This window comes from Novosphingobium sp. BL-52-GroH (genome assembly GCF_044813085.1).
Classification (GTDB): domain Bacteria; phylum Pseudomonadota; class Alphaproteobacteria; order Sphingomonadales; family Sphingomonadaceae; genus Novosphingobium.
Map to the genome: position 1 here is coordinate 1395025 of NZ_CP171149.1, position 19181 is coordinate 1414205.

The window sequence follows — 19181 nt, forward strand, 5'->3', positions numbered from 1 at the left end:
AGGAGATCCCATGTCGCGCTTTTCCCCCGGCGACCATCTGCGCCATCCCGCCGACGCGAGCGGGCGCATGCGCGATTCGCTGTTCTGGCAGACGATCCTGCCGGACCGGAAGCTGGGCTTCCAAGCCTACCTCTACCTGACGAGCGCGGGCAAGGCGGGTTTCAACCTGGTGCTCTGGGGCGAGGAGAAGCGCCCGCTGGTCCTCGAACTGGTCAACGACGAAATCCCCGCCGAGATGGACCTCGATGCCCTTTCGTTCGGCGGCCTCGAGCTGCGCAAGACCGGGTTCGGCGAACCGGCGCAGGTCAGTTATCGCAGCGAGCGGGTGGAGCTGGATTTCACCTTCACCGGCAGCCATCCGCCCTTCAGCTACCACGACAACCCCGACGGCCTGCCGCGCTGGTTCGCCCTCAACCGTTACGAACAGACCGGCAGGATCGAAGGCAGCATCCGCTTCGACGGGAGGACGGTCGACCTGTCCGGCATGGGGCACCGGGACCATAGCTGGGGCAACCGCAACTGGGGTGTGCCGCAGCATTGGAAGTGGTTCTGTGCCTACAGTCCGGACGGCAGCCGTATGATAAACGGGTGGATCTGGATCGCACGGGGCGAATGGGGCTGTGCGGGCTACGTGGTCCGGGATGGCGCGCTGACCCCGATCGCCACGATCCGCCAGCACGGCACCTATCGCGACGACATGAGCCAGGACACCTTGCGCGCCGAGATCGTCGATACCGCGGGAGACACCTGCGTGCTGGAACTCCAGCGTTTCGGCCTCGTCAAGCTGCCGACCAAGGACAAGTTCGGAACGCTGATCCAGGAAGCGGCCTGCACCGGAACGATAGACGGCATCACCGCGGCCGGCCAGTACGAAACCCACTGGCAACAGGCCTATCTCGATCACCTGGTGGAAAGCGGAGCGACCCGTTGAGCTGGAGTTTCGATGAGCCCACGCGCGAACGCCTGCTTGAATTTCTGCGCGATCATGGCTTGGCCGACGAGGCGCCGAAAATCGCACCGATCGGCGACGGGCACAGCAACCTGACGTTCCTGCTCGAAACCGGCGGGCGCCGGATGGTGCTTCGCCGTCCTCCTCCCCCGCCGTTGCCACCGGGCAGCAACGACGTCCTGCGCGAGGCCGGGTTCCTACGCATCGTCGGCCCGGCGGGCGTTCCCGTCCCCGCGGTGCTGGCGACGGGCGACGTGGGAACGGTCTTCGACGTGCCGTTCTACATCATGGACATGGTGGACGGCATCGTCGTCACCGAAACCTTGCCCGCCACGCTGGAAGGCCGCGGCGGCGTCGGAGAGTCCATCGCCGCCCAGTTGGTCGATGCCATGGGGCACCTCCATCGCATAGACTGGGCGGAGACGCCGCTGGCGCTCAAGGCCAGGCCCGACGGCTTCAACGCGCGTCACTTCCGGATATTCGCCAGGATGATCGACGACGGACGCGACGAGCCGGCCCGAGCCTTCCGCGAAGTCGCGACCTGGCTGGAAGCGCGCACGCCCGAACCTTCGGGCGCGGCGATCATCCACAACGACATGCGCCTCGGCAACGTCATGTGGAGTGCAACCGGACAGCCTCGCCTTGCCGCGATCCTCGACTGGGAACTGGCGACGGTGGGCGACCCGCTGCTCGACCTCGCCTACCTCGCCTCGTCGTTGCCGCGCGAAGGGGCGTGCCATACGCCGGTACAGGACCTTGCGGCCGCGCTGCTGGCGGCGTCGTGCCCCGAGCCGGAGGCGCTGGTCGCGCGCTATTTCGAGCAGGCGGGCGGCGGGGAGGTCGAGATCGGCTGGTATCAGGCGATGGTCAATTTCAAGCTCGCGGCGCTCTACCGCTATTCCCGGCTGGCAGGGCACGATCCGTACTTTGCGGACGCGACGCACGAAGCGCGTTTCCTTGCCGAAGCGAAGCATTACTGCCGGGGCTGAGGAGGGTAGCGTATTGGTCGGATCGCGCCGCCTGGTCACCTGACGCTATCCCTCGTCATTGCTTCGCTGGACTCGCAATGACGAGGGTGGAACGGTCGGAGCGCCGTGGGCCTTGCGCCTTGCGCCTTGCGCAGACCTACAGCGAGCGCCCGACCAGTTCTCGCATGATCTCGCTCGACCCGCCGTAGATGCGGCGCACGCGGGCATCGCGCCAGATGCGGGCGATGGGGTATTCGTTCATGTATCCCGAACCGCCATGAAGCTGCAGCGCCGCATCGCAGGCCAGCCACTGCATTTCTGTGTGCCAGTATTTCGAGGCAGCCGCTTCCTCGGCGGTGAGTTCACCCCGCACATGGCGTTCGATCGCCCAGTCGAGGTGGGCCCAGCCGACCTGCAACTTGGCCTTGATGTCGGCCAGGGTGAAGCGGGTGTTCTGGAAGTCGATGATCGCCTTGCCGAACGCCTTGCGCTCGCGGGTGAAGGCAACGGCTTCGTCATAGGCGCGCTGCGCGGCACTCTGCGCGGTGATCGAGATCGACAGCCGCTCCTGCGCCAGTTCGCTGACGAGGTAGATGAAGCCCCGGTTCTCCTGCCCGATCAGGTTGCCGGCGGGCACGCGCACGTCGTTGAAGAAAAGCTCGGAGGTATCGGCCATCCATTGTCCGACCTTGTCGAGGTTGCGGCCCCGCTCGAAACCGGCCCGGTCGGCCTCGACGAGGATCAGCGAGGTGCCCTTGGCCCCCAGTTCGGGCTCGGTCTTGCAGACCGTCAGGATGATGTCGGCGTTCTGGCCATTGGTGATGAAGGTTTTCGAACCGTTGATGACATATTCGTCCCCCTCGCGGCGGGCAGTCGTGCGCACGCCCTGCAGGTCCGATCCCGCTCCCGGCTCGGTCATGGCGATGGCGGAGATCGTCTCGCCGCTGAGCATGCCGGGAAGCCAGCGCTGGTTGATCTCGTCGGACGCGTAGTGCAGCAGGTACGGCATCGTGATATCCGACTGCAGCGTCACGCTGTCGGACATCATCGCGTAAGTCAGTTCCTCGTTCAGGATGGCATTGAAGCGGAAATCGAGATCGAGACCGCCGAACTGCTCCGAAACGCCCGGGCACAGGAAGCCCGCATCGCCCATCTTGCGCCAGAAATCGCGCGCGACCTTCCCCGCTTCCTCGAACTCCTCGACCCGCGGTGAAAATTCGCGCTCCACGAACCGGCGGACGGTCTCACGGAAGAGGCGGTGGTCGTCATCGAACAGTCGGCTGCCTTCGCGGTCCAACATGGGCTTCATCTCCATAACGGCGGTCGATTGCCGCTCTATCGGCGAATTCCTAGCCCAATCCATTACATATTGTAAACCTGTGAACGTTATGAGATGATGCATTGGCCGGACAGGGTCTCCGCTGGGCATAGGCATGAGCCGCCTTGCTGACCCGGGTCCGACCAGCCTGCTTTAGAGCAGTCTCTCCACCCTCCTCGAAGACCTGGTTCGCAAACCGGGCCAGGTCTTCTTTTTCAGCGCCGGGCTCCGTCACGGGCGAGGTCGAGAGCGATGTCGACGATCATGTCTTCCTGGCCGCCGACCATCTTGCGGCGGCCGGCTTCGACGAGAATCGCCCGGGTATCTACCCCGTGGTCCGCGCTCGCCTTTTCGGCGTGTCGCAGGAAGCTGGAATAGACCCCGGCATAGCCCAGCGTCAGCGTCTCGCGGTCCACGCGCACGGGGCGGTCCTGCAGGGGGCGGACCAGATCCTCGGCCGCGTCCATCAACGCGTAGAGGTCGCAGCCGTGGTTCCATCCGTAGCGATCCGCAGCAGCGACGAAGACCTCTAGCGGGGCATTGCCGGCCCCGGCGCCCATCCCGGCGAGGGAAGCATCCACGCGCAGCGCACCATTCTGGACCGCGACGATGGAATTGGCGACGCCCAACGAAAGGTTGTGGTGGGCATGGACACCGCGCTGGGTTTCCGGTTTCAGGACGCGGTCGTAGGCCTGGAGCCGGGCAGCGTATTCCTCCATGTTCATCGCTCCGCCGCTGTCGGTGACGTAGACGCAATGCGCGCCGTAGCTTTCCATCAGCCGTGCCTGCTCGGCCAGCGAGGCGGGATCGGCCATGTGGCTCATCATCAGGAAGCCGGACACGTCCATGCCCAGGCTGCGGGCGGCCTCGATGTGCTGGCGCGACACGTCGGCCTCGGTGCAATGCGTCGCGATCCGAACCGAGCGGACGCCGAGTTGGTATGCCAGTTTAAGATCGTGGAGAGTGCCGATACCGGGCAGCAGCAAGGTGGTCAGCACGGCATGGTCGAGGACCTCGGCCACGGCCTCGATCCATTCCCAGTCGGTATGCGCCCCGAAGCCGTAGTTGAACGAGGACCCGCTGAGACCGTCGCCATGCGCCACTTCGATCGCATCGACGCGGGCGCGGTCGAGTGCGCCGGCGATCGCCTGCACCTCGGCGATGCCGTACCGGTGACGGATCGCATGCATGCCGTCGCGCAGGGTAACGTCCTGGATGTAGAGCTTGTCGATGGCGGGATCGATGTTCATGCCGGCTCTCCCTGGGCAAGTCCGGTGGCGATCTTCTCCGCCACGCGCAGGGCGGACGAGGTCATGATGTCGAGATTGCCGGCATAGGCGGGCAGGTAGTGCGCGGCGCCCTCCACCTCGAGGAAGACCGAAACCTTGAGGCCGGTGAAGTCCGTCCTGCCGGTTGGCGCCATTTCGGGTATGTGCAGGGGCCGGTTGGAACCGATGCTTTCGAACTGCACGGCCTGCTTGAGACGATATCCGGGCACGTAGTCCTGCACTTGCGCCACCATGTCCTCGATACTGGAGGCGATGGCCGCGCGATCCGCGTCCTCGCACAGGCAGTAGACGGTATCGCGCATGATGAGCGGTGGTTCGGCCGGGTTCAGCACGATGATCGCCTTGCCCCGCGTGGCACCGCCGATCTCGACGATGGCCCGGCTGGTCGTCTCGGTGAACTCGTCGATGTTCGCCCGGGTTCCGGGGCCCGCGCTGCGCGAGGCGATCGAGGCTACGATCTCGGCATAGTGTACCGGAGCGACGCGATGGACGGCATGGACGATCGGGATCGTCGCCTGGCCGCCGCAGGTGACCATGTTGACGTTGCTCGCGCCCAGGTGTTCCGATCCGTTCACTGGAGGCACGACGAAAGGGCCGATGGCCGCCGGCGTCAGGTCGACAACCCGCTTGCCGTGTGCCTTCAGCACCTGATCGTGACGGGCATGGGCGGACGCGGACGTGGCATCGAAGACGATCCGCACCTCGTCGAAGCAAGGTAGGGCGACAAGACCGTGGATGCCTTCGGCGCTCGTGACGATGCCCATCCTCTCGGCCCGGGCCAGGCCGTCGGAGGCGGGATCGACACCGATCATCGCCGCCATCTCGAGCCGGTCGGAAAGGCGCACGATCTTCATCATCAGGTCGGTGCCGATATTGCCCGAGCCGATGATGGCGACTTTGGTCCTGGTCATCGTGCCATGTCCCTCGCGAACGTGAAGCCGCACTCGCCTATGCCGCCGACGATCGCGCGCACGCGGTCTCCCGGCGCGAGCGCGACCATCGGGCCCAGCGCGCCGGTGAGCAGGACATCGCCGGCACGCAAGGGGTCGCCCCGTTCGGCCAGGGTGCGGGCCAGCCAGGCGGCCGCCTCGAGCGGGTGGCCCAGCGCCGCCGCACCGGCGCCCAGCGAGACGGTTTCGCCGTTGATCGTCATCACCATGCCGCAGGTCCAAAGGTCCAGCCCGGCGAGCGGAAGGCCCGCTTCGGCCAGCACGAAGAAGGCCGAGGAACCGTTGTCCGCAACCGTGTCCGCGAACGTGATCTTCCAGTCGGCGATGCGCGAATCGACGATCTCGATCGCGGCGTGGACCGAAGATACCGCATCGGCGACTTCATCGCGCGTCGTCGCGATATCCGGAAGATCTCGCGAGAGGACCAGCGCGATCTCGGCCTCGGCCTTGGGCTGCAGGGTCATGGCTGGGTCGAGCCTGCCCTGGTCCGCTATCCGCATGTCCGCGAACAAGGTGCCGAAATCGGGCTGGTCGACGCCCAGTTGCTTCTGCACCGCCTTGGCGGTGAGGCCGGCCTTGCGGCCGACGATGCGACGTCCCTCGGCCTGCCAGTGGCGGGTGTTGATCTCCTGGACCGCGTAGGCCCCGGCCGCGTCGGTCGGCTCCAGGCCATCGCGCAGCGGCGCCACGGCGCCTTCGTGGTAGGCTGCGCGCAGGCGCCGTGCCAGGTCGTCGTGCATGTTGGAAACCATCGTCGGCCTCTCCTCTCGTCCCGAAGATCGGATAGCCGCCCGGCGCCACTTGCACCAGTTGGTCACTCGGTTTACCTCTCACATCGTGAGAAATGGAACGCCACACCTCTCCTCGCTCGGCCGGGCGCTGGACATGCTCGACGCGGTGCTCGCCGATGGCGGGCGCAGGGGCGTTTCCGCACTTGCGCGGGAAACGAACGTTCCGCTTGCGACGGCGCATCGCCATGTCGCGAGTCTTGCGGGCAATGGTTTCCTGACGCCTCTGGGGGGTGGCCGCCATGTCGCCGGGCCGCGCCTGCTGGCGATCCATGCCGGGATGGACGTGCAGGCGGTACTGGCCGAAGTCTCCCGCCAATTCCTGGCCGACGCCGCCCGCCAGCTCGGCTGTGTCGTCCAGTTGGGCACGCTCGACGGCGACATGGTGACGTACCGCGTGAAGGAGGGGCGCGGGGCAGGGGCCCTGTTCACGCGCGTCGGAATGCAGTTGGAAGCGTATTGTTCGGCGATCGGCAAAGTGCTCCTGGCGCACCTTCCGGACGGCGAACTGGCGCGGTATCTCGATGGCGGCCCTTTCGTTCCGCTCACCGCGAACACGATCACCCGGCCCGATGACCTGGTCCGCGAACTGGAATGCGTCCGCCGCGAAGGCCGCGCCTTCGATCGCGAGGAAATCGCCGAGCGGCTTGCCTGCATCGCGCTCCCGCTCCGAAACGGCCGGGGCGTGGTGGTGGCTGCGATTTCCGCATCGCTGTCGGTAGTGCCGGGTGAACTGGACGCGCTGGTGCAGGTGCTGCCGATCCTGTCGGCGGTACGCGACCGGATCGAGACGGCGGTTTTCGGCGCCGCCCCCTCTCATCCTGACCACAATGGAGACCATGATTGACCAGTCACGAAGACATCGAAGTCGGCACGGTCCGGCGTTTTGGCAGCCATGTGGTCGGACGCGAGGAGGTCGTGGCTTTCGCGAGGCTCTACGACCCGCAGCCCTTCCACCTCAGCGAGGAAGCGGCAGCGTCGTCTCCCTTCGGGCGTCTGGTGGCGAGCGGGTGGCATACCTGCGCGATGATGATGGGAATGCTCGTGCGGGAAGGACCCAGCGTCGTCGATGTCGAGCGCGGTGGGATCGGGCTGGGCGCGCAGGACCTGAAATGGCTGCAACCGGTCCATCCCGGGGATACCCTCTCGTGCGAGACGCGCATCCTGAGCAAATCGCGCTCGGGCAAGCGTCCGGAAATGGACAAGGTGTCGCTGCAGGTCACCGTCCTCAACCAGAATGGCGCGGCAGTCATGGTCTGCACCATGAATGGCCTGACGCCGCGGTAAAGCGCAGCATGGGCCTCGGCACGCCGAGAGGTGCACGGCCGTTCGTAGCGCTCCTGCAGGTTCCCTGCATCCTCGACATCGACCGCGGCCAGGCATCCGTCTTCGCGACCTGGATCGAGGGCCTGGCGACCATCAGCGCCGCTGCCGCCGCACCGGGCAAGATCACCTGGAAGGACCTCGGGGCCGGTGCTGCCGCGATGCTGGATGCCGAGTAAGAATTTGATTTTATTAAATTATAATGCGTCGTCATTCCCGCGAGGGGGTGCAGTCGTACTTCCGATGCGTCAATGGGCATGTCTCGGCTGGCATCGATATGCCTTGGGCGTCTGGCCCGTAGCGACGCGAAAGGCCGCTGAAAAAGCCGAAGTGCTGGCAAATCCGCAACGCCAGCTGATTTCCTTGATCCGCACGTTTTCGCAGCGCAACAGGTCCTTGGCGAGGCCGATGCGGCTGCGGGCGACGAACTCGCCCAGACTGACGCCAGTCTCGTTCTTGAACACGCGGGCGACGTGTCGTAGGCTCATGTTGCAGTTCATTGCGATGTCGGCAATTCCCAGCGGCGCGGACAGGTTTTCCATCACGTAGTCGACTATCTGGCGAACCTGTCTGCTGTTGCGCCCCGTGGCGGTGTCGGCCTCGCCGATGCCGAGGTGTCGGTAGAGTTCCACTGCCAGGCCCATCAGCATGGATTGGATCAGGGTCGTGCTGGCGAACCCCGGCGATCGCAGTTCCGAGGCAAGGCCTTCGAACAGTCGCCGCATCGCGCCGTTCTGGATGTCTACGCAGGGATCGAGGCCAACCAGCGGATGTTCGGCTTCGAAGAATGCCTCGAGGAACCGGTCGCCCAGGGCGACGCAGACGAGGTGGCGTTCCTGCAGTGCGGGTTCGCCGATATACTGCCGGTGTGGGGGCATGTAGAGAATGTCACCCGTGGGGATGCGGTGGCCAGGCCTGCCCACACTTATCATGCTGCGGCGCGGGCGGCTGTCCAGCGAGTAATCGATATAATGCTTTTCCGGGCTGAAGGTGCCGCTGCACGGTAGAACCCAGTTGAAGTGTCTCAGGTCGACGCTGGCGTCCTGCACGGTCGCATTGGCTTCGATGTAGAAGCCGTTCATTCCGAACCTCTCCTGCCCGGTCCAATCGCCCTCCGGTGCAAACATTGCTTCTCCGCCTGTTCCGTTTTTATCGGCCGTCGATAGGGCGACCGGCCGCGCTGTGCTTCTATCTTCGGATAGGTGGCGCGCGCCGGGTTATCCACGCACGTTGGTCGTCCGACGGGATAGCGCACCGATGGCGGTCCTCGCCAGCGCGGTTTCGGCGCAATTCATGGATTATGGGAGAGGCGTGCCATGCTGACGCAACCGGACCTGCGACAACCGGCCAAATGAGTATGCAGCCGCAAGAGCCCGTCCGGGCCAGCCGCTATCCGTGGTACGTGCTGGGCATATTGACGCTGGCGCAGACCTGCCACGGGATCGACCGCGCCATCATTGGATTGGTCCTCGCTCCCATCGGCCGGGAATTCGCCCTGACCGACAGTCAGCTCGGCATCCTTGCCGGCTTTGCCTATGGCATCTTCTTCGCCCTGGCCGCCTTGCCCTTCGGGATCGCGGTCGATAATTTCAACCGGCGCAATTTGATGGTAGCGGCGCTGACCTTGTGGAGTGGCGCAACGGCACTGTGCGGGCTGGCAGCGGGTTTCTGGTCGTTGCTGCTCGGGCGCGCATTTGTCGGCGTCGCGGAAGCTGGCGGCTCACCCACGGGCATGTCGCTCCTGAGCGACTACTTCGGCGAGGACCGTCGCGCGACCGCGATCGGCATCTGGTATTTGAGTGCGGGGATCGGCCTGGCGGTCGCCTTTGTGGTTGGCGGGATGATCGTACAAGGCGCGGGATGGCGCTGGGCATTCGTCGCTGCGGGTATACCCGGGTTGCTGCTGGCACCCGTCCTGCTGCTGACTGTGCGGGAACCGAGGCGGGGCGCGCATGACTCGTCTGAAGCGACCGACGACGGCGAACGGTTGCGGCTGGGACGGCGCATCCGGTTGCTCGCCTCGCGGCCCGGACTGCTGCTGTGCATCTTCGCGATCGTGCTGATTGCAGCAGGGATCTACGGCATGAGCATCTGGCTCACCACGTTCCTGATCCGCGTCCACGGCATTCCGATCGCGCGGGCAGGCTTGTATATCGCGATCGCCTACGGTGGTCTCGGGTCCTTGGGAGGTTTCCTGGCGGGCTGGGTGATCGATCGCGTCAATCGGCGGCGCGGCGGATTTGCGCCGGCGCGCACGACGCTGTTCGGCGCGGTGATCCCCCTCCTGACGGCCATGACCGGCATCGGCACGGTCCTGGTGCAGGATACCGGCTCGATGCTGGTGCTGCTCATGGCATGCGGTTTTCTCAGCGCTTCCTACAATGGACCGATTTACGCGGTCATCGTGACCATTGCCGGGCCTCGGTTGCGCGGCCTTGCCGTCTCGCTGGTCCAACTGGGCGCCAATCTCATCGGCGTAGGAGCCGGCACTTATCTCATCGGCGCGGTCAGTGATTTCGTGGGTGGAGACGCGGGGGTGGCGTGGGGTATCGGCACGGCCATGATCTTCACGTTCGGCGGCGGTGTCCTGCTGCTGCTGGCCTCCCGCTCGATCCGCCGTGCACAAGGCAGCGAGGCCAAATGAAAAGCGCCCCGATCCGCAGGGACCGGGGCGCGTCGGGCTTGCATGCACCGCTCATTCTGCGACGGCGCTGCGCTCCTTGCGCCTTGCCTTGGCGGCCTCGATGCCCCTGAATACCGCGGTCGTGTTCCCCGCCCCGGCGTAGAACAGCACGAAAAGAGGAATGAAATCCAGTTCCTCATCGGTGAACTCGCCGTTGATGAGAGCGCCATTCATCTGGATTTCGACCAGATCGGGTCGTCCCAGCATGGCCGTAGCGCCAAGCACGAGCAGCCGCTTTTCCCGCATGGAAAGCACTTCGCTTCCCCACAGATTGGCGAACTGGTTGCCGACGATCTCCTGGTTGAACGACGAATCGCGGTAGGGGCGCGTCATTTCGGAGGAGCCAGGTCCGTACACCTGGTCGAAGACCTCCAGGCCCTTCTGCCACTGGGCTTCGTCGATGCTCATGCCTTTTCTCCCATAACGTCTGCCAGGCCGACCACCGCCTGGTCGGTCCGGCGGGTCAGCTCGACCAACGGCAAGCCGATGCCGAAGCTGCGAGCGAGGTTGATGGCGGCGTCGAGATCCTTGACCATCAATCCGCGGGTATATTCGCGGATGGCGGCCTCCTGGTCGCTGGACGAAGGGTCATCCCGCGTCGCGAGCATCAAGGGGCCACCGACGCTGTCCGAACTGGCCTCGATGACTTCGCTGAGCTGGCGGACGTCCACGCCGGCATTGCGGCACAAGACCGAGGCCTCGTAGCCTGCGCGCAGGCCGCCGAAGACGATCACGTTACGCGCGATCTTGGCCGCCATGCCTGCCCCGGGGCCGCCCATGTGCGCGACGAGCTTGGCAAAGCCGTCCAGGACGGGACGCACTTTCGCCACGGCCTCGTCGGATCCGCCGACCAGGCATACCAGGCCGTTTTCGCGGGACTTGGGCCCGCCCGTCACGCCGCAGTCGATCAGTTCCACGCCCTCCCGGTCGGTCAGTTCGCGGATCGCGTCGAGATCCTCGATCGAAACGGTCGCCACGAGCACGATGCTCATGCCGGGACGTGCCTGCGAGAGAACCCCATCGGGCCCGGACAGGACGTCCACGGTCTGCTTCGCGTTGACGACCGCGATGACTATGACGTCGGCCTGCCGCGCGAGTTCCGCGGGCGTGGCCACCACGGGCGGGACACCTTCGAGCATGTCCGAGGCATCCGGGCGGATGTCGTAGACCGCCGCCAACTGGCCCGTGCGGGCGAGACAGATCGCGACACCCGCGCCGATCTGTCCCAATCCGATAACTCCTGCGCTTCCCATGTCTGTGATCCTCTCCTTTATGGGGGTACGGTATTCCATCGTTGCGGGAACACGGTGGCATGGCGGCTTGCCGGGCGTCATCATGTTATCGGCCGTTGGCCGGGATTCGATACATTTCCCGAGTTTCGCGATACTTCTCCCGGTAGCGAGGCCCGCCGAAGAGGGGGGACGGTATCATGCCCGATGCGAGCCCAGAGCCGTCAGTTCCCGGTCGAGCAGATCGGCCACGTATTGCCGCAGCATGCCGTGATCCTGATGCGGATACATCTCCGATCGCGCCAACATCGCCCATGCCAGCGATATGATGAAATCCGCGATCGTGGCGCGCTGGCATTCCGAAGCCGCCGGTGCGAGCGAGCTTAGGGCCGAATCGAGGCTGGAGCGCAGGCGTGCATCTTCTTTGCGATTGATCGCGGCGATCGTGGGATTGCGGCCGGCTTCGGCCAGAAGCTCGGACATCAGGCGTCGGTCCTCGACGGCCAGCTCATCGGTGACAATCCGCTTGACCCAATTGCGAATTGCCGGTGCGTCTCCGTCATCGACCGCGGCCTGGAGCTTTTCCTCCTCAAGCCAGGCTATCAGATTCGCTTCACAGATGGCGGCAACGATTGCCTCCTTGTTCGCGAAATCGCGATAGATCTGGCCGATCGCAATCCCGGATGCTTTGGCGATTTGCGCCATGCCGGCCTGGTGAAACCCTTTCTCGACGAAGAGCCGGCGCGCGGTGTCCAGAAGGTGCTGGCGACGCTGCGCGGACCTTGCTGCACGAGGGCGGTCGGGGATGGTGAGTTCTGCCATTTTGGTCTGCGCGTGGATGCCCGATGGATTCACATGGGCTGGATCATGTCCGGGCCCGGCTTGCACCTGTCCGAATGCGGGTGACCGCGTAAGATCGCCGGCTCGTCCTTCGTCGACGGCATTTCGGATCGGAACGACCCCCGCACAAAATGTCTCGAATAGCCGATTGCTGTCGCGCCTTGCCGTTTCAGAGCGATGCCGCACCCGCCACAGCTTGCGCAGAATAACGAACAGCGAGAGATGGCGATGCGAATAGGCGATGACGTCGTTGCGGTGGTGACGGGAGGAGCTTCCGGTCTGGGCGAAGCAACCAGCCGGAGGCTTGCGGACGCGGGCGCGCGGGTGGCCGTTTTCGACATGAACGAGGACGCCGGTTCCGCGCTCGCCGAGGCGATCGGGGGCGTGTTCTGCAAGGTCGACGTGACTTCGGACGAGCAAGTGGAAGCGGCTTTCGCGAAGTCGCGTGCCGCGCTCGGGCAGGAGCGCATCCTGGTCAACTGCGCGGGCATCGCCAATGGCTTCAAGACGGCTTCGCGCAACAAGGCGGATGGAGCGACGACGCGTTTTCCGATGAAGGAATTCGAGCGTGCTGTGCAGATCAATCTTCTCGGCACGTTCCGGTGCATCGCCGTCGCTGCGCAAGGGATGCTCGACCTCGAGCCGCTCGATGACGGCGAACGGGGAGCGATCGTGTGCACCGCCAGCGTCGCGGCGCAGGATGGCCAGATCGGCCAAGCCGCCTATTCGGCTTCGAAGGCCGGCGTACTGGGCATGACGCTACCGATCGCGCGCGACCTGATGGGCGAGGGTATTCGCATCAACACGATCCTGCCCGGGCTGTTCATGACCCCGATGATGCGCGGGCTCCCCGAGAACGTGCAGGTGGCGCTCGGCGCCTCGGTGCCGTTCCCCAAGCGCCTCGGCGCGCCCGAGGAATACGCCGCGCTGGTGCTGCACATGATCGAAAACGCTTATCTCAACGGTGAGGCCGTGCGGCTCGACGGTGCCATCCGTCTCGCCCCGCGTTGAGGTGATCCCCATGACCGACGTCTACATCTTCGATGCCGTGCGCACGCCGCGCGGGAAGGGGCGGCCCGATGGCGCGCTCCACGAAATCACCGCCCTGTCGCTCGCGGCGCAAGTGCTGCAGGCCATCCGCGATCGCAATGACCTGGACACCTCCCTGGTGGACGACGTGATCCTCGGTTGCGTGATGCCGGTGGGTGAGCAGGGCAGCGACATCGCACGCATCGCCGCGCTCGTGGCTGGCTACGACCGGCAGGTTCCCGGCGTACAGATCAACCGCTTCTGCGCTTCGGGCCTGGAAGCGTGCAACATGGCAGCGGCGAAAGTGGCCTCGGGGGAGGCCCGCTTTGCGATTGCGGGCGGCGTCGAATCCATGTCGCGAGTGCCGCTCGGCGCGGACGGCGGAGCGATGATGGTCGACCCCACGTTTGCTTTCGACCACTACTATGCCCCGCAAGGTATCGGTGCGGACATGGTCGCGACGCTCTACGGCTTCGACCGTGGCGATGTCGATGCCTATGCCGTGCAGAGCCAGCAGCGCGCGGCAAGAGCCTGGGAGGAGCGCCGGTTCACAGGCTCGATCGTTCCGGTCAAGGATCAGGCGGGCGTGATCCTGCTAGACCGCGACGAACACATGCGTCCCCAGACCGATGTGCAGTCGCTCGGAATGTTGAAGCCGGCTTTCGCCAAGATGGGCGCGGCCGGGTTCGATGCCGCCGCCCGCGCACGGTATCCCGAGATGGGGGAAATTTCCCATGTCCATCACGGCGGCAATTCGTCCGGCATCGTCGACGGCGCCTCGGCGGTGCTGATCGGCAGCAAAGAGGCGGGCGAGGCCCTGGGTCTCAAGCCGAGGGCGCGGTTCCTGGGCGGGGCGTCGATCGGGTCGGAGCCCACCATCATGCTGACGGGACCGGAGTTCGTGACGCGCAAGCTGCTGGACCGGCTGGGGATGACCACGGCCGACATCGACCTGTTCGAACTGAACGAGGCCTTCGCGGCGGTGGTCCTGCGCTACATCCAGGCACTGCAAATCGATCCTGAAATCATCAACGTCAATGGCGGTGCGATCGCGATGGGCCATCCGCTTGGCGCCACGGGCGCGATGATCCTGGGCACCGTGCTCGACGAACTCGAACGGACGGACAGGGAAACGGCTCTGGTCAACTTGTGCGTGGGGGCCGGCATGGGCACCGCGACAGTCATCGCGCGCGTCTGAAGGGGGTAGTCATGGACAACTTTACGTTTGAGATCGGCAGCGACGGCGTCGCCGTAGTCACCTTCGACGTACCCGGCAAATCGATGAACACGATCAGCCACGCGGTCCAGCGGGAGCTGGGGGAACTCGCGGACCTGCTTGGGACGGACGACCGGATCGTCGGCGCGGTGCTGCGATCGGGCAAGCTCGGTGGTTTCTGCGCCGGGGCGGACTTGCGCGAACTGGCGGCGGACATGGACGTCTGGCGCGCGGCGACGTCGCAGGAGGAGTTGCGCGCGGGCGTGGCGGAGGCGGGGGATTTCAGCAGGCAGATCCGCGCGCTGGAGACTTGCGGCAAGCCGCTGGTCGCGGTGGTGCACGGGGTCGTGCTGGGCGGCGGGCTCGAACTTGCGCTGGGCTGCCATTGGCGCATCGCGATAGATACACCTTCGCTTCGCCTCGGGCTGCCGGAAGCGACGCTGGATCTGATGCCCGGCGCGGGAGCCACGCAGCGGCTGATCCGGCTCGCCGGGCTCGTTCCAGCGGTTCCTTTCCTGGTGGATGGAGCGCCGATTGCTCTGTCCGACGCGCTTGCGCTGGGGATCATCGACGTCGCCGCGCAGGAGGGCGAGGCGATCGACCGGGCGCGGGAATGGATACTGGCCAATCGAAGCGCCCAGGCGCCGTGGGATGCCAAGGGTTTCCGCATGCCGGATGGCGGTCCGCATACCGCGACGGGATACGGCATGTTCGGCCCCGCCATCGCGGCGCGGCGCGGTGCGGGCGGGGAGGCAGAGGCTGCGGCCAATATCTTCAAGGCGATGTACGAGGGCTCGCAAGTTCCGATCGACGCGGCCCTGCGTATCGAGAGCCGCTATTTCTTCAACACGGCCCGCTCGCCCGCTGCGGCGAGGCAGGTCCAGGCGTTCTTCGCCGCACGAAAGGCTGCAGTGTGACAACGATTCTCCTGACCGCGCGAGGCGGCGAAGAGCATGAAATCGACGTCGGCCCCGCTCAGAACCTGATGGAAGCCATCCGCTCTGCGGGGATCGACGAACTGATGGCGCTGTGTGGGGGTTGCTGCTCCTGCGCGACCTGCCACGTCTACATCGCGCCGGAGTTTGCCGGTGCGATGCCGGACCTGGGCGAAGACGAGGACGATCTTCTCGACAGCAGCGACCATCGCGCGGCCACGTCGCGTCTCGCCTGCCAGATATTCGTCTCGCCGGAAATGGAAGGGCTGCGCGTCACCATCGCCCCCGAGGATTGAACGAGCACCCGGGCGGCTAGCCGCCCGGTCTTCGCAACGACAGCGCGATGGCGGCGATCCCGGCGACGACCGCGACCGGGATAATGCCTTGCAGGACGCCGGAGATGCCGCCGCCCGATGATAGCAACCCCGCGCCGAGCAGCGGCCCTGCGATCGATCCCAGTCGCCCCGCCGCCACCGCGCTACCCACGCCGATCCCGCGCGCGGACGATGGATAGATCCGGGGCGCCAGAGCGTAGAGGTAGGACTGGGTGACAAGCACGCCGCCGCCCAGCAGGAAGGCGAGTGCAACGGCGTTCCGCGGGGAGTCGATCGCACTGGCCAGCCATAGCAGCACCGGGATTGCGGTGAAGCTGGCCAACGCCACCAGCCAGCCGCGGGGCCTGTCGAGCAGCGGAGCCGTCGCCGCGCATAGGACGAGGCCCCCGAAATTGAAGGCCAACTGGGCGACGAACGCGGTCCGGGCATCGAGGCCCAGCCCGGTGAGCAGAGTGGGCAGCCAGTTCAGGACCAGGTAGAGGATCACGAGCGTGGCGAAGAAGCTGGTCCAGATCAGCAGCGAGGATAGCAGCCGTCCACCGCCGAACAGCGCGTCCAGCGGCCGCATAGGCAGCGAGGCCGTCTGCACCGCAGCCCGTTCAGGCGGCATCGCTCGCCATAGTGCCAGGGCCAGGACGAGCGGCAAGGCACCGCCCACGAGGAACGAGGTTCGCCAGTCGGTTCCCAGCGCAGCGCCCAGCAGGCTGACGCCGGCGCCGCCGATCGGCACGCCGCAGTAGAGCAGTGCCACGGCTCGCCGTTCGCGCCCTTGGGCGGCATTCTCGGACGTGAAGGCCAGAAGGTTGGGCAGGGCCCCACCCAGGCCGAGCCCGGTCGCGAACCGTGCCGCGATCAGCGAGGTCGGGTCCTGTGCCAGGCCCGTCAGGATCGATGCGAGGCCAAAGCCCGCCACCGACCAGATCAGCACTCGCGCCCGGCCGATACGGTCGGCGAGGCGGCCGCCGATCAATGCGCCGATCAGCAGGCCGAACGTGCTGGCGCTGAAGAACCACCCGAGCGTGCGCGGGTCCAGCGTGAAAGCCTGCTTGAGGTTGGGCGCGGCGATCCCGGCGACCTGCAGGTCGAAGCCCTCGAGGATCGCGACGAGGAAGCACAGCAAGGCAACGCGCGGCGCCTTTGTGGTTCGCGGCTCATCGGTCATGCTGGTCCCATCGTGCCGGCAGGCCGCTTCCCCTTGACCCACGGCCCGTCACGATCGACGAACTTGGGTTCTTCGGGCCGGCGCCGAGACAAACAGGCTGCCTCCCGGCATGCGGCGATGGCGTGCGCATCGGGAAATGCGATGACCGCAACGCCATCGTAGGTTCCTGTCCGGCATGTGGAATTCCTCATAGCACAGGATGTGACGGCTAAACGGGCTGCAGGCAAGCAGCAGCGGCGCGTCAACCCCGCGCCAGTGGCGCAGGAATTCGCCTGGGGTGAGGTCGGCGCGCCGTTTGATGCGGACGATCAGGGAGGTCGCCATCGCTCATCCCTGCACGGGGTCGGTTCCGGGGGCGCCGAAATCGTGCGGCGGGAACCGGGGGATGTCGATCCGGTCGAACATTCCGCCGTAGCCCAGCGCCATCGGCATGTCCCAGTTCAGCATGGAATAGGGATGGCCGGCGTCGAAGGCGCTCGCGCCGTTCAGGCGCGCGATGGTGTCTGGCGAAAGCTCCAGCGAGGTCGCCGCAAGGTTCTCGCGCATCTGCTCGACACGGGTCGCCCCGGCGATGGGAATGACGCCTTGTGCGATGATCCAGGCGAGCGCGACTTGCGAGGGCTTCACGCCCATCTCGCCCGCCACCGCGTCGACGGCGAGGGCGATCTTGCGGTTGCGTTCGTCGAGCTGCTGGAGCTGCATCGAATCCATGCGCTTGGGGCCATTGTCCCCGGCGCCGCCGGTGCGGGTGTACTTGCCGCTCAGGATGCCGCCCGCGAGCGGCGACCAGGCAGTGATGCCGATGTCGTGCGCCAGGGCGAGGGGGATGTGCTCCCGTTCGATCGAGCGCTGCACCAGGCTGTATTCCAGTTGCATGCAGGAAATCGGGGCAAGCCCGCGAAGGTCGTGGAAGGTCTGTGCCCGTGACACCACCCAGGCGGGAACGTCGGACAGACCGACGTGCAGGATCTTGCCGGCGCTGATCGCATCGGTAAGCGCGCGCTGGACTTCCTCCACTGGCGTCGTGAAATCCCACCAGTGGACGAAGTAGAGGTCGATGTAGTCTGTCCCCAAGCGCTTGAGACTGGCGTCGAGCGAGCGGGTCAGGCTCTTGCGATGGACCCCGGCGGCGTTGGGATCGCCGCTTCCCGGCGCTGCGTTGGCGTACTTGGTCGCCACCACGAAGCGGTCGCGGTCGGGCGCGATGAAGCGGCCGACCATCTTTTCACTCTCGCCGCCGGTGTACATGTTGGCGGTATCGATGAAGTTGCCGCCCGCTTCGACGTAGGCGTCGAAAATCGGTCGGCACTCCTCTTCGGGACGCGACCAGTCGGCCGCGGTCCCGAAGGTCATCGTGCCCAGCGCGAGCTTCGAGACACGAAGCCCGCTCCGGCCCAGCAGGGAATAGCGCATGGCCCGGGCGATCAGCCGTTGAGGCCCGGGTTGCTGCGCCATGCCTCGTCGGGCGGCGGAATCAGGCCCAGCTGCATGGCGAATTCACGGAAGTTCCAGTGCGTGCGGCAGCGCACGATCTTGCCGTCCTTGTACATCTGCGTGGTCGTGCCGCGCGTGACGGTGGTCTTGCCGGCGGCGGGAATGCCGAAGAAATCGCTGTTGTGCGTGGCCTTCCAGACCCACTGCATGTAGCCCCATTCGTCGTAGTCGAAATCGGCACCGAGGAAGATGTTGTTGGCGAAGCGGGCATAGTCGCCTTCCAGCTCGCCTTCCCATTCGGGCGGCGTGCCTTCGGTGCGGCGCACGCCGCGCGACTTGCCGGCGGGGCCGCCGTCATACGTCAGCACTTCGAACTTGTGGACTCCGAACGGGCTGTCGGGCCCGCTGTTGTTGAAGACGACGAAGGCCTTGTAGAGGTCTTCCTTGGTGGTGATCGTCTGCATGAACTCGATGTCTTCCCAGACGAAGTCGTCCGCGTAGTAGCCCAGCACTTCCTCCGCGCCCTTGTCGAAGAACGCGGTCACCCAGTCCTGCGCGGCCTGGAAGCTCTTGTGCTCGCGCGCGCCGCCTCCTGAGGAAACCGGCGCTTCGGCGGTGATCGTGGGGGCGCTGCCGCGCAGCCCGCGAAGCGTCATCTGCTGCTCGGGCGACAGGTGTGCGTCGGTCACAAGTTGGGAGTAGAGTATATGCATAGCTCGGGGCCTCTCCTGCC

General features: G+C 65.8%; 22 protein-coding genes. 10 read left to right on the top strand and 12 right to left on the bottom strand.

Annotated features, from left to right (window positions below; genetic code table 11):
* Positions 1 to 10 precede the first annotated feature (10 nt).
* The gene (locus ACFFDA_RS06075; RefSeq protein ID WP_404476998.1) at positions 11 to 931 is read left to right on the top strand and encodes a hypothetical protein; all 921 of its coding nucleotides are present in this window, start codon (positions 11 to 13) and stop codon (positions 929 to 931) included.
* A complete protein-coding gene (locus ACFFDA_RS06080; protein ID WP_404477000.1) occupies positions 928 to 1938 on the top strand; it encodes a phosphotransferase family protein in 1011 nt (336 codons plus the stop codon). The genes ACFFDA_RS06075 and ACFFDA_RS06080 overlap by 4 nt, the downstream gene beginning before the upstream one ends.
* Positions 1939 to 2074: 136 nt before the next feature.
* Here ACFFDA_RS06080 and ACFFDA_RS06085 read toward each other — a convergent pair whose 3' ends face one another.
* The 4 genes from ACFFDA_RS06085 to ACFFDA_RS06100 form a co-directional block, all read right to left on the bottom strand.
* Positions 2075 to 3217 (bottom strand): acyl-CoA dehydrogenase family protein, encoded by a 1143-nt coding sequence (locus ACFFDA_RS06085; protein ID WP_404477002.1) that lies wholly within the window; start codon positions 3215 to 3217, stop codon positions 2075 to 2077.
* A gap of 233 nt (positions 3218 to 3450) precedes the next feature.
* A complete protein-coding gene (gene dmpG, locus ACFFDA_RS06090) occupies positions 3451 to 4485 on the bottom strand; it encodes a 4-hydroxy-2-oxovalerate aldolase (protein WP_404477004.1) in 1035 nt (344 codons plus the stop codon).
* Positions 4482 to 5435, bottom strand: coding sequence for an acetaldehyde dehydrogenase (acetylating) (locus ACFFDA_RS06095; protein WP_404477006.1), 954 nt, complete (start codon positions 5433 to 5435; stop codon positions 4482 to 4484). Before ACFFDA_RS06095 ends, dmpG begins: the two co-directional genes overlap by 4 nt.
* Complete coding sequence (locus tag ACFFDA_RS06100; protein ID WP_404477007.1) at positions 5432 to 6226, bottom strand: 2-keto-4-pentenoate hydratase; 795 nt, start codon at positions 6224 to 6226, stop codon at positions 5432 to 5434. Before ACFFDA_RS06100 ends, ACFFDA_RS06095 begins: the two co-directional genes overlap by 4 nt.
* Here ACFFDA_RS06100 and ACFFDA_RS06105 point away from each other — a divergent pair.
* From ACFFDA_RS06105 to ACFFDA_RS06115, 3 genes are read left to right on the top strand one after another with little or no spacing between them, the layout of a single operon-like run.
* Positions 6213 to 7109 carry an IclR family transcriptional regulator gene (locus ACFFDA_RS06105; RefSeq protein ID WP_404477009.1) on the top strand — a complete coding sequence of 299 codons (897 nt, stop codon included), beginning with the start codon at positions 6213 to 6215 and terminating at the stop codon, positions 7107 to 7109. The genes ACFFDA_RS06100 and ACFFDA_RS06105 overlap by 14 nt on opposite strands.
* Positions 7106 to 7549, top strand: a complete 444-nt coding sequence (locus tag ACFFDA_RS06110; protein WP_404477011.1) for a MaoC family dehydratase — start codon at positions 7106 to 7108, stop codon at positions 7547 to 7549. Before ACFFDA_RS06105 ends, ACFFDA_RS06110 begins: the two co-directional genes overlap by 4 nt.
* Before the next feature lie 8 nt (positions 7550 to 7557).
* Positions 7558 to 7764: a hypothetical protein gene (locus tag ACFFDA_RS06115; protein WP_404477012.1), complete on the top strand. Its 207-nt coding sequence runs from the start codon at positions 7558 to 7560 to the stop codon at positions 7762 to 7764.
* Between the two features lie 69 nt (positions 7765 to 7833).
* Here the strand turns inward: ACFFDA_RS06115 and ACFFDA_RS06120 are convergent, their stop codons facing one another.
* Entirely contained in the window at positions 7834 to 8667 is an 834-nt protein-coding gene (locus ACFFDA_RS06120; RefSeq protein WP_404477014.1) for a helix-turn-helix domain-containing protein, read from the bottom strand.
* 332 nt (positions 8668 to 8999) lie between these two features.
* Here ACFFDA_RS06120 and ACFFDA_RS06125 point away from each other — a divergent pair, with 332 nt between their 5' ends.
* Positions 9000 to 10229 carry an MFS transporter gene (locus ACFFDA_RS06125; RefSeq protein WP_404477015.1) on the top strand — a complete coding sequence of 410 codons (1230 nt, stop codon included), beginning with the start codon at positions 9000 to 9002 and terminating at the stop codon, positions 10227 to 10229.
* Positions 10230 to 10280: 51 nt separating this feature from the next.
* Here the strand turns inward: ACFFDA_RS06125 and ACFFDA_RS06130 are convergent, their stop codons facing one another.
* The 3 genes from ACFFDA_RS06130 to ACFFDA_RS06140 form a co-directional block, all read right to left on the bottom strand.
* Positions 10281 to 10676 (bottom strand): carboxymuconolactone decarboxylase family protein, encoded by a 396-nt coding sequence (locus ACFFDA_RS06130; protein ID WP_404477017.1) that lies wholly within the window; start codon positions 10674 to 10676, stop codon positions 10281 to 10283.
* Complete coding sequence (locus tag ACFFDA_RS06135; RefSeq protein ID WP_404477019.1) at positions 10673 to 11560, bottom strand: NAD(P)-dependent oxidoreductase; 888 nt, start codon at positions 11558 to 11560, stop codon at positions 10673 to 10675. The genes ACFFDA_RS06130 and ACFFDA_RS06135 overlap by 4 nt, the downstream gene beginning before the upstream one ends.
* A gap of 135 nt (positions 11561 to 11695) precedes the next feature.
* Positions 11696 to 12319, bottom strand: coding sequence for a TetR/AcrR family transcriptional regulator (locus tag ACFFDA_RS06140; RefSeq protein WP_404477020.1), 624 nt, complete (start codon positions 12317 to 12319; stop codon positions 11696 to 11698).
* Between the two features lie 246 nt (positions 12320 to 12565).
* Between ACFFDA_RS06140 and ACFFDA_RS06145 the strand changes: the two genes are divergently transcribed.
* Genes ACFFDA_RS06145 through ACFFDA_RS06160 form a run of 4 tightly spaced genes read left to right on the top strand, consistent with a single transcriptional unit; the run spans position 12566 to position 15813 of the window.
* Positions 12566 to 13348 carry an SDR family NAD(P)-dependent oxidoreductase gene (locus ACFFDA_RS06145; protein WP_404477022.1) on the top strand — a complete coding sequence of 261 codons (783 nt, stop codon included), beginning with the start codon at positions 12566 to 12568 and terminating at the stop codon, positions 13346 to 13348.
* Between the two features lie 10 nt (positions 13349 to 13358).
* Positions 13359 to 14564 (top strand): acetyl-CoA C-acetyltransferase, encoded by a 1206-nt coding sequence (locus tag ACFFDA_RS06150; protein WP_404477024.1) that lies wholly within the window; start codon positions 13359 to 13361, stop codon positions 14562 to 14564.
* Positions 14565 to 14575: 11 nt separating this feature from the next.
* The gene (locus tag ACFFDA_RS06155) at positions 14576 to 15499 is read left to right on the top strand and encodes an enoyl-CoA hydratase-related protein (protein ID WP_404477026.1); all 924 of its coding nucleotides are present in this window, start codon (positions 14576 to 14578) and stop codon (positions 15497 to 15499) included.
* On the top strand, positions 15496 to 15813 hold the full coding sequence (locus ACFFDA_RS06160) for a 2Fe-2S iron-sulfur cluster-binding protein (RefSeq protein ID WP_404477028.1): 318 nt from the start codon (positions 15496 to 15498) through the stop codon (positions 15811 to 15813). The genes ACFFDA_RS06155 and ACFFDA_RS06160 overlap by 4 nt, the downstream gene beginning before the upstream one ends.
* A 16-nt stretch (positions 15814 to 15829) precedes the next feature.
* On the opposite strand, the gene ACFFDA_RS06165 is transcribed toward ACFFDA_RS06160, so the two are convergent.
* Genes ACFFDA_RS06165 through ACFFDA_RS06180 form a run of 4 tightly spaced genes read right to left on the bottom strand, consistent with a single transcriptional unit; the run spans position 15830 to position 19161 of the window.
* Entirely contained in the window at positions 15830 to 17014 is a 1185-nt protein-coding gene (locus tag ACFFDA_RS06165; protein WP_404477030.1) for an MFS transporter, read from the bottom strand.
* A 48-nt stretch (positions 17015 to 17062) separates the two neighbouring features.
* On the bottom strand, positions 17063 to 17338 hold the full coding sequence (locus ACFFDA_RS06170) for a hypothetical protein (protein WP_404477032.1): 276 nt from the start codon (positions 17336 to 17338) through the stop codon (positions 17063 to 17065).
* Between the two features lie 3 nt (positions 17339 to 17341).
* Positions 17342 to 18469 carry an aldo/keto reductase gene (locus ACFFDA_RS06175; protein WP_404477033.1) on the bottom strand — a complete coding sequence of 376 codons (1128 nt, stop codon included), beginning with the start codon at positions 18467 to 18469 and terminating at the stop codon, positions 17342 to 17344.
* Entirely contained in the window at positions 18439 to 19161 is a 723-nt protein-coding gene (locus ACFFDA_RS06180) for an ester cyclase (protein WP_404477035.1), read from the bottom strand. The genes ACFFDA_RS06175 and ACFFDA_RS06180 overlap by 31 nt, the downstream gene beginning before the upstream one ends.
* Positions 19162 to 19181 lie beyond the last annotated feature (20 nt).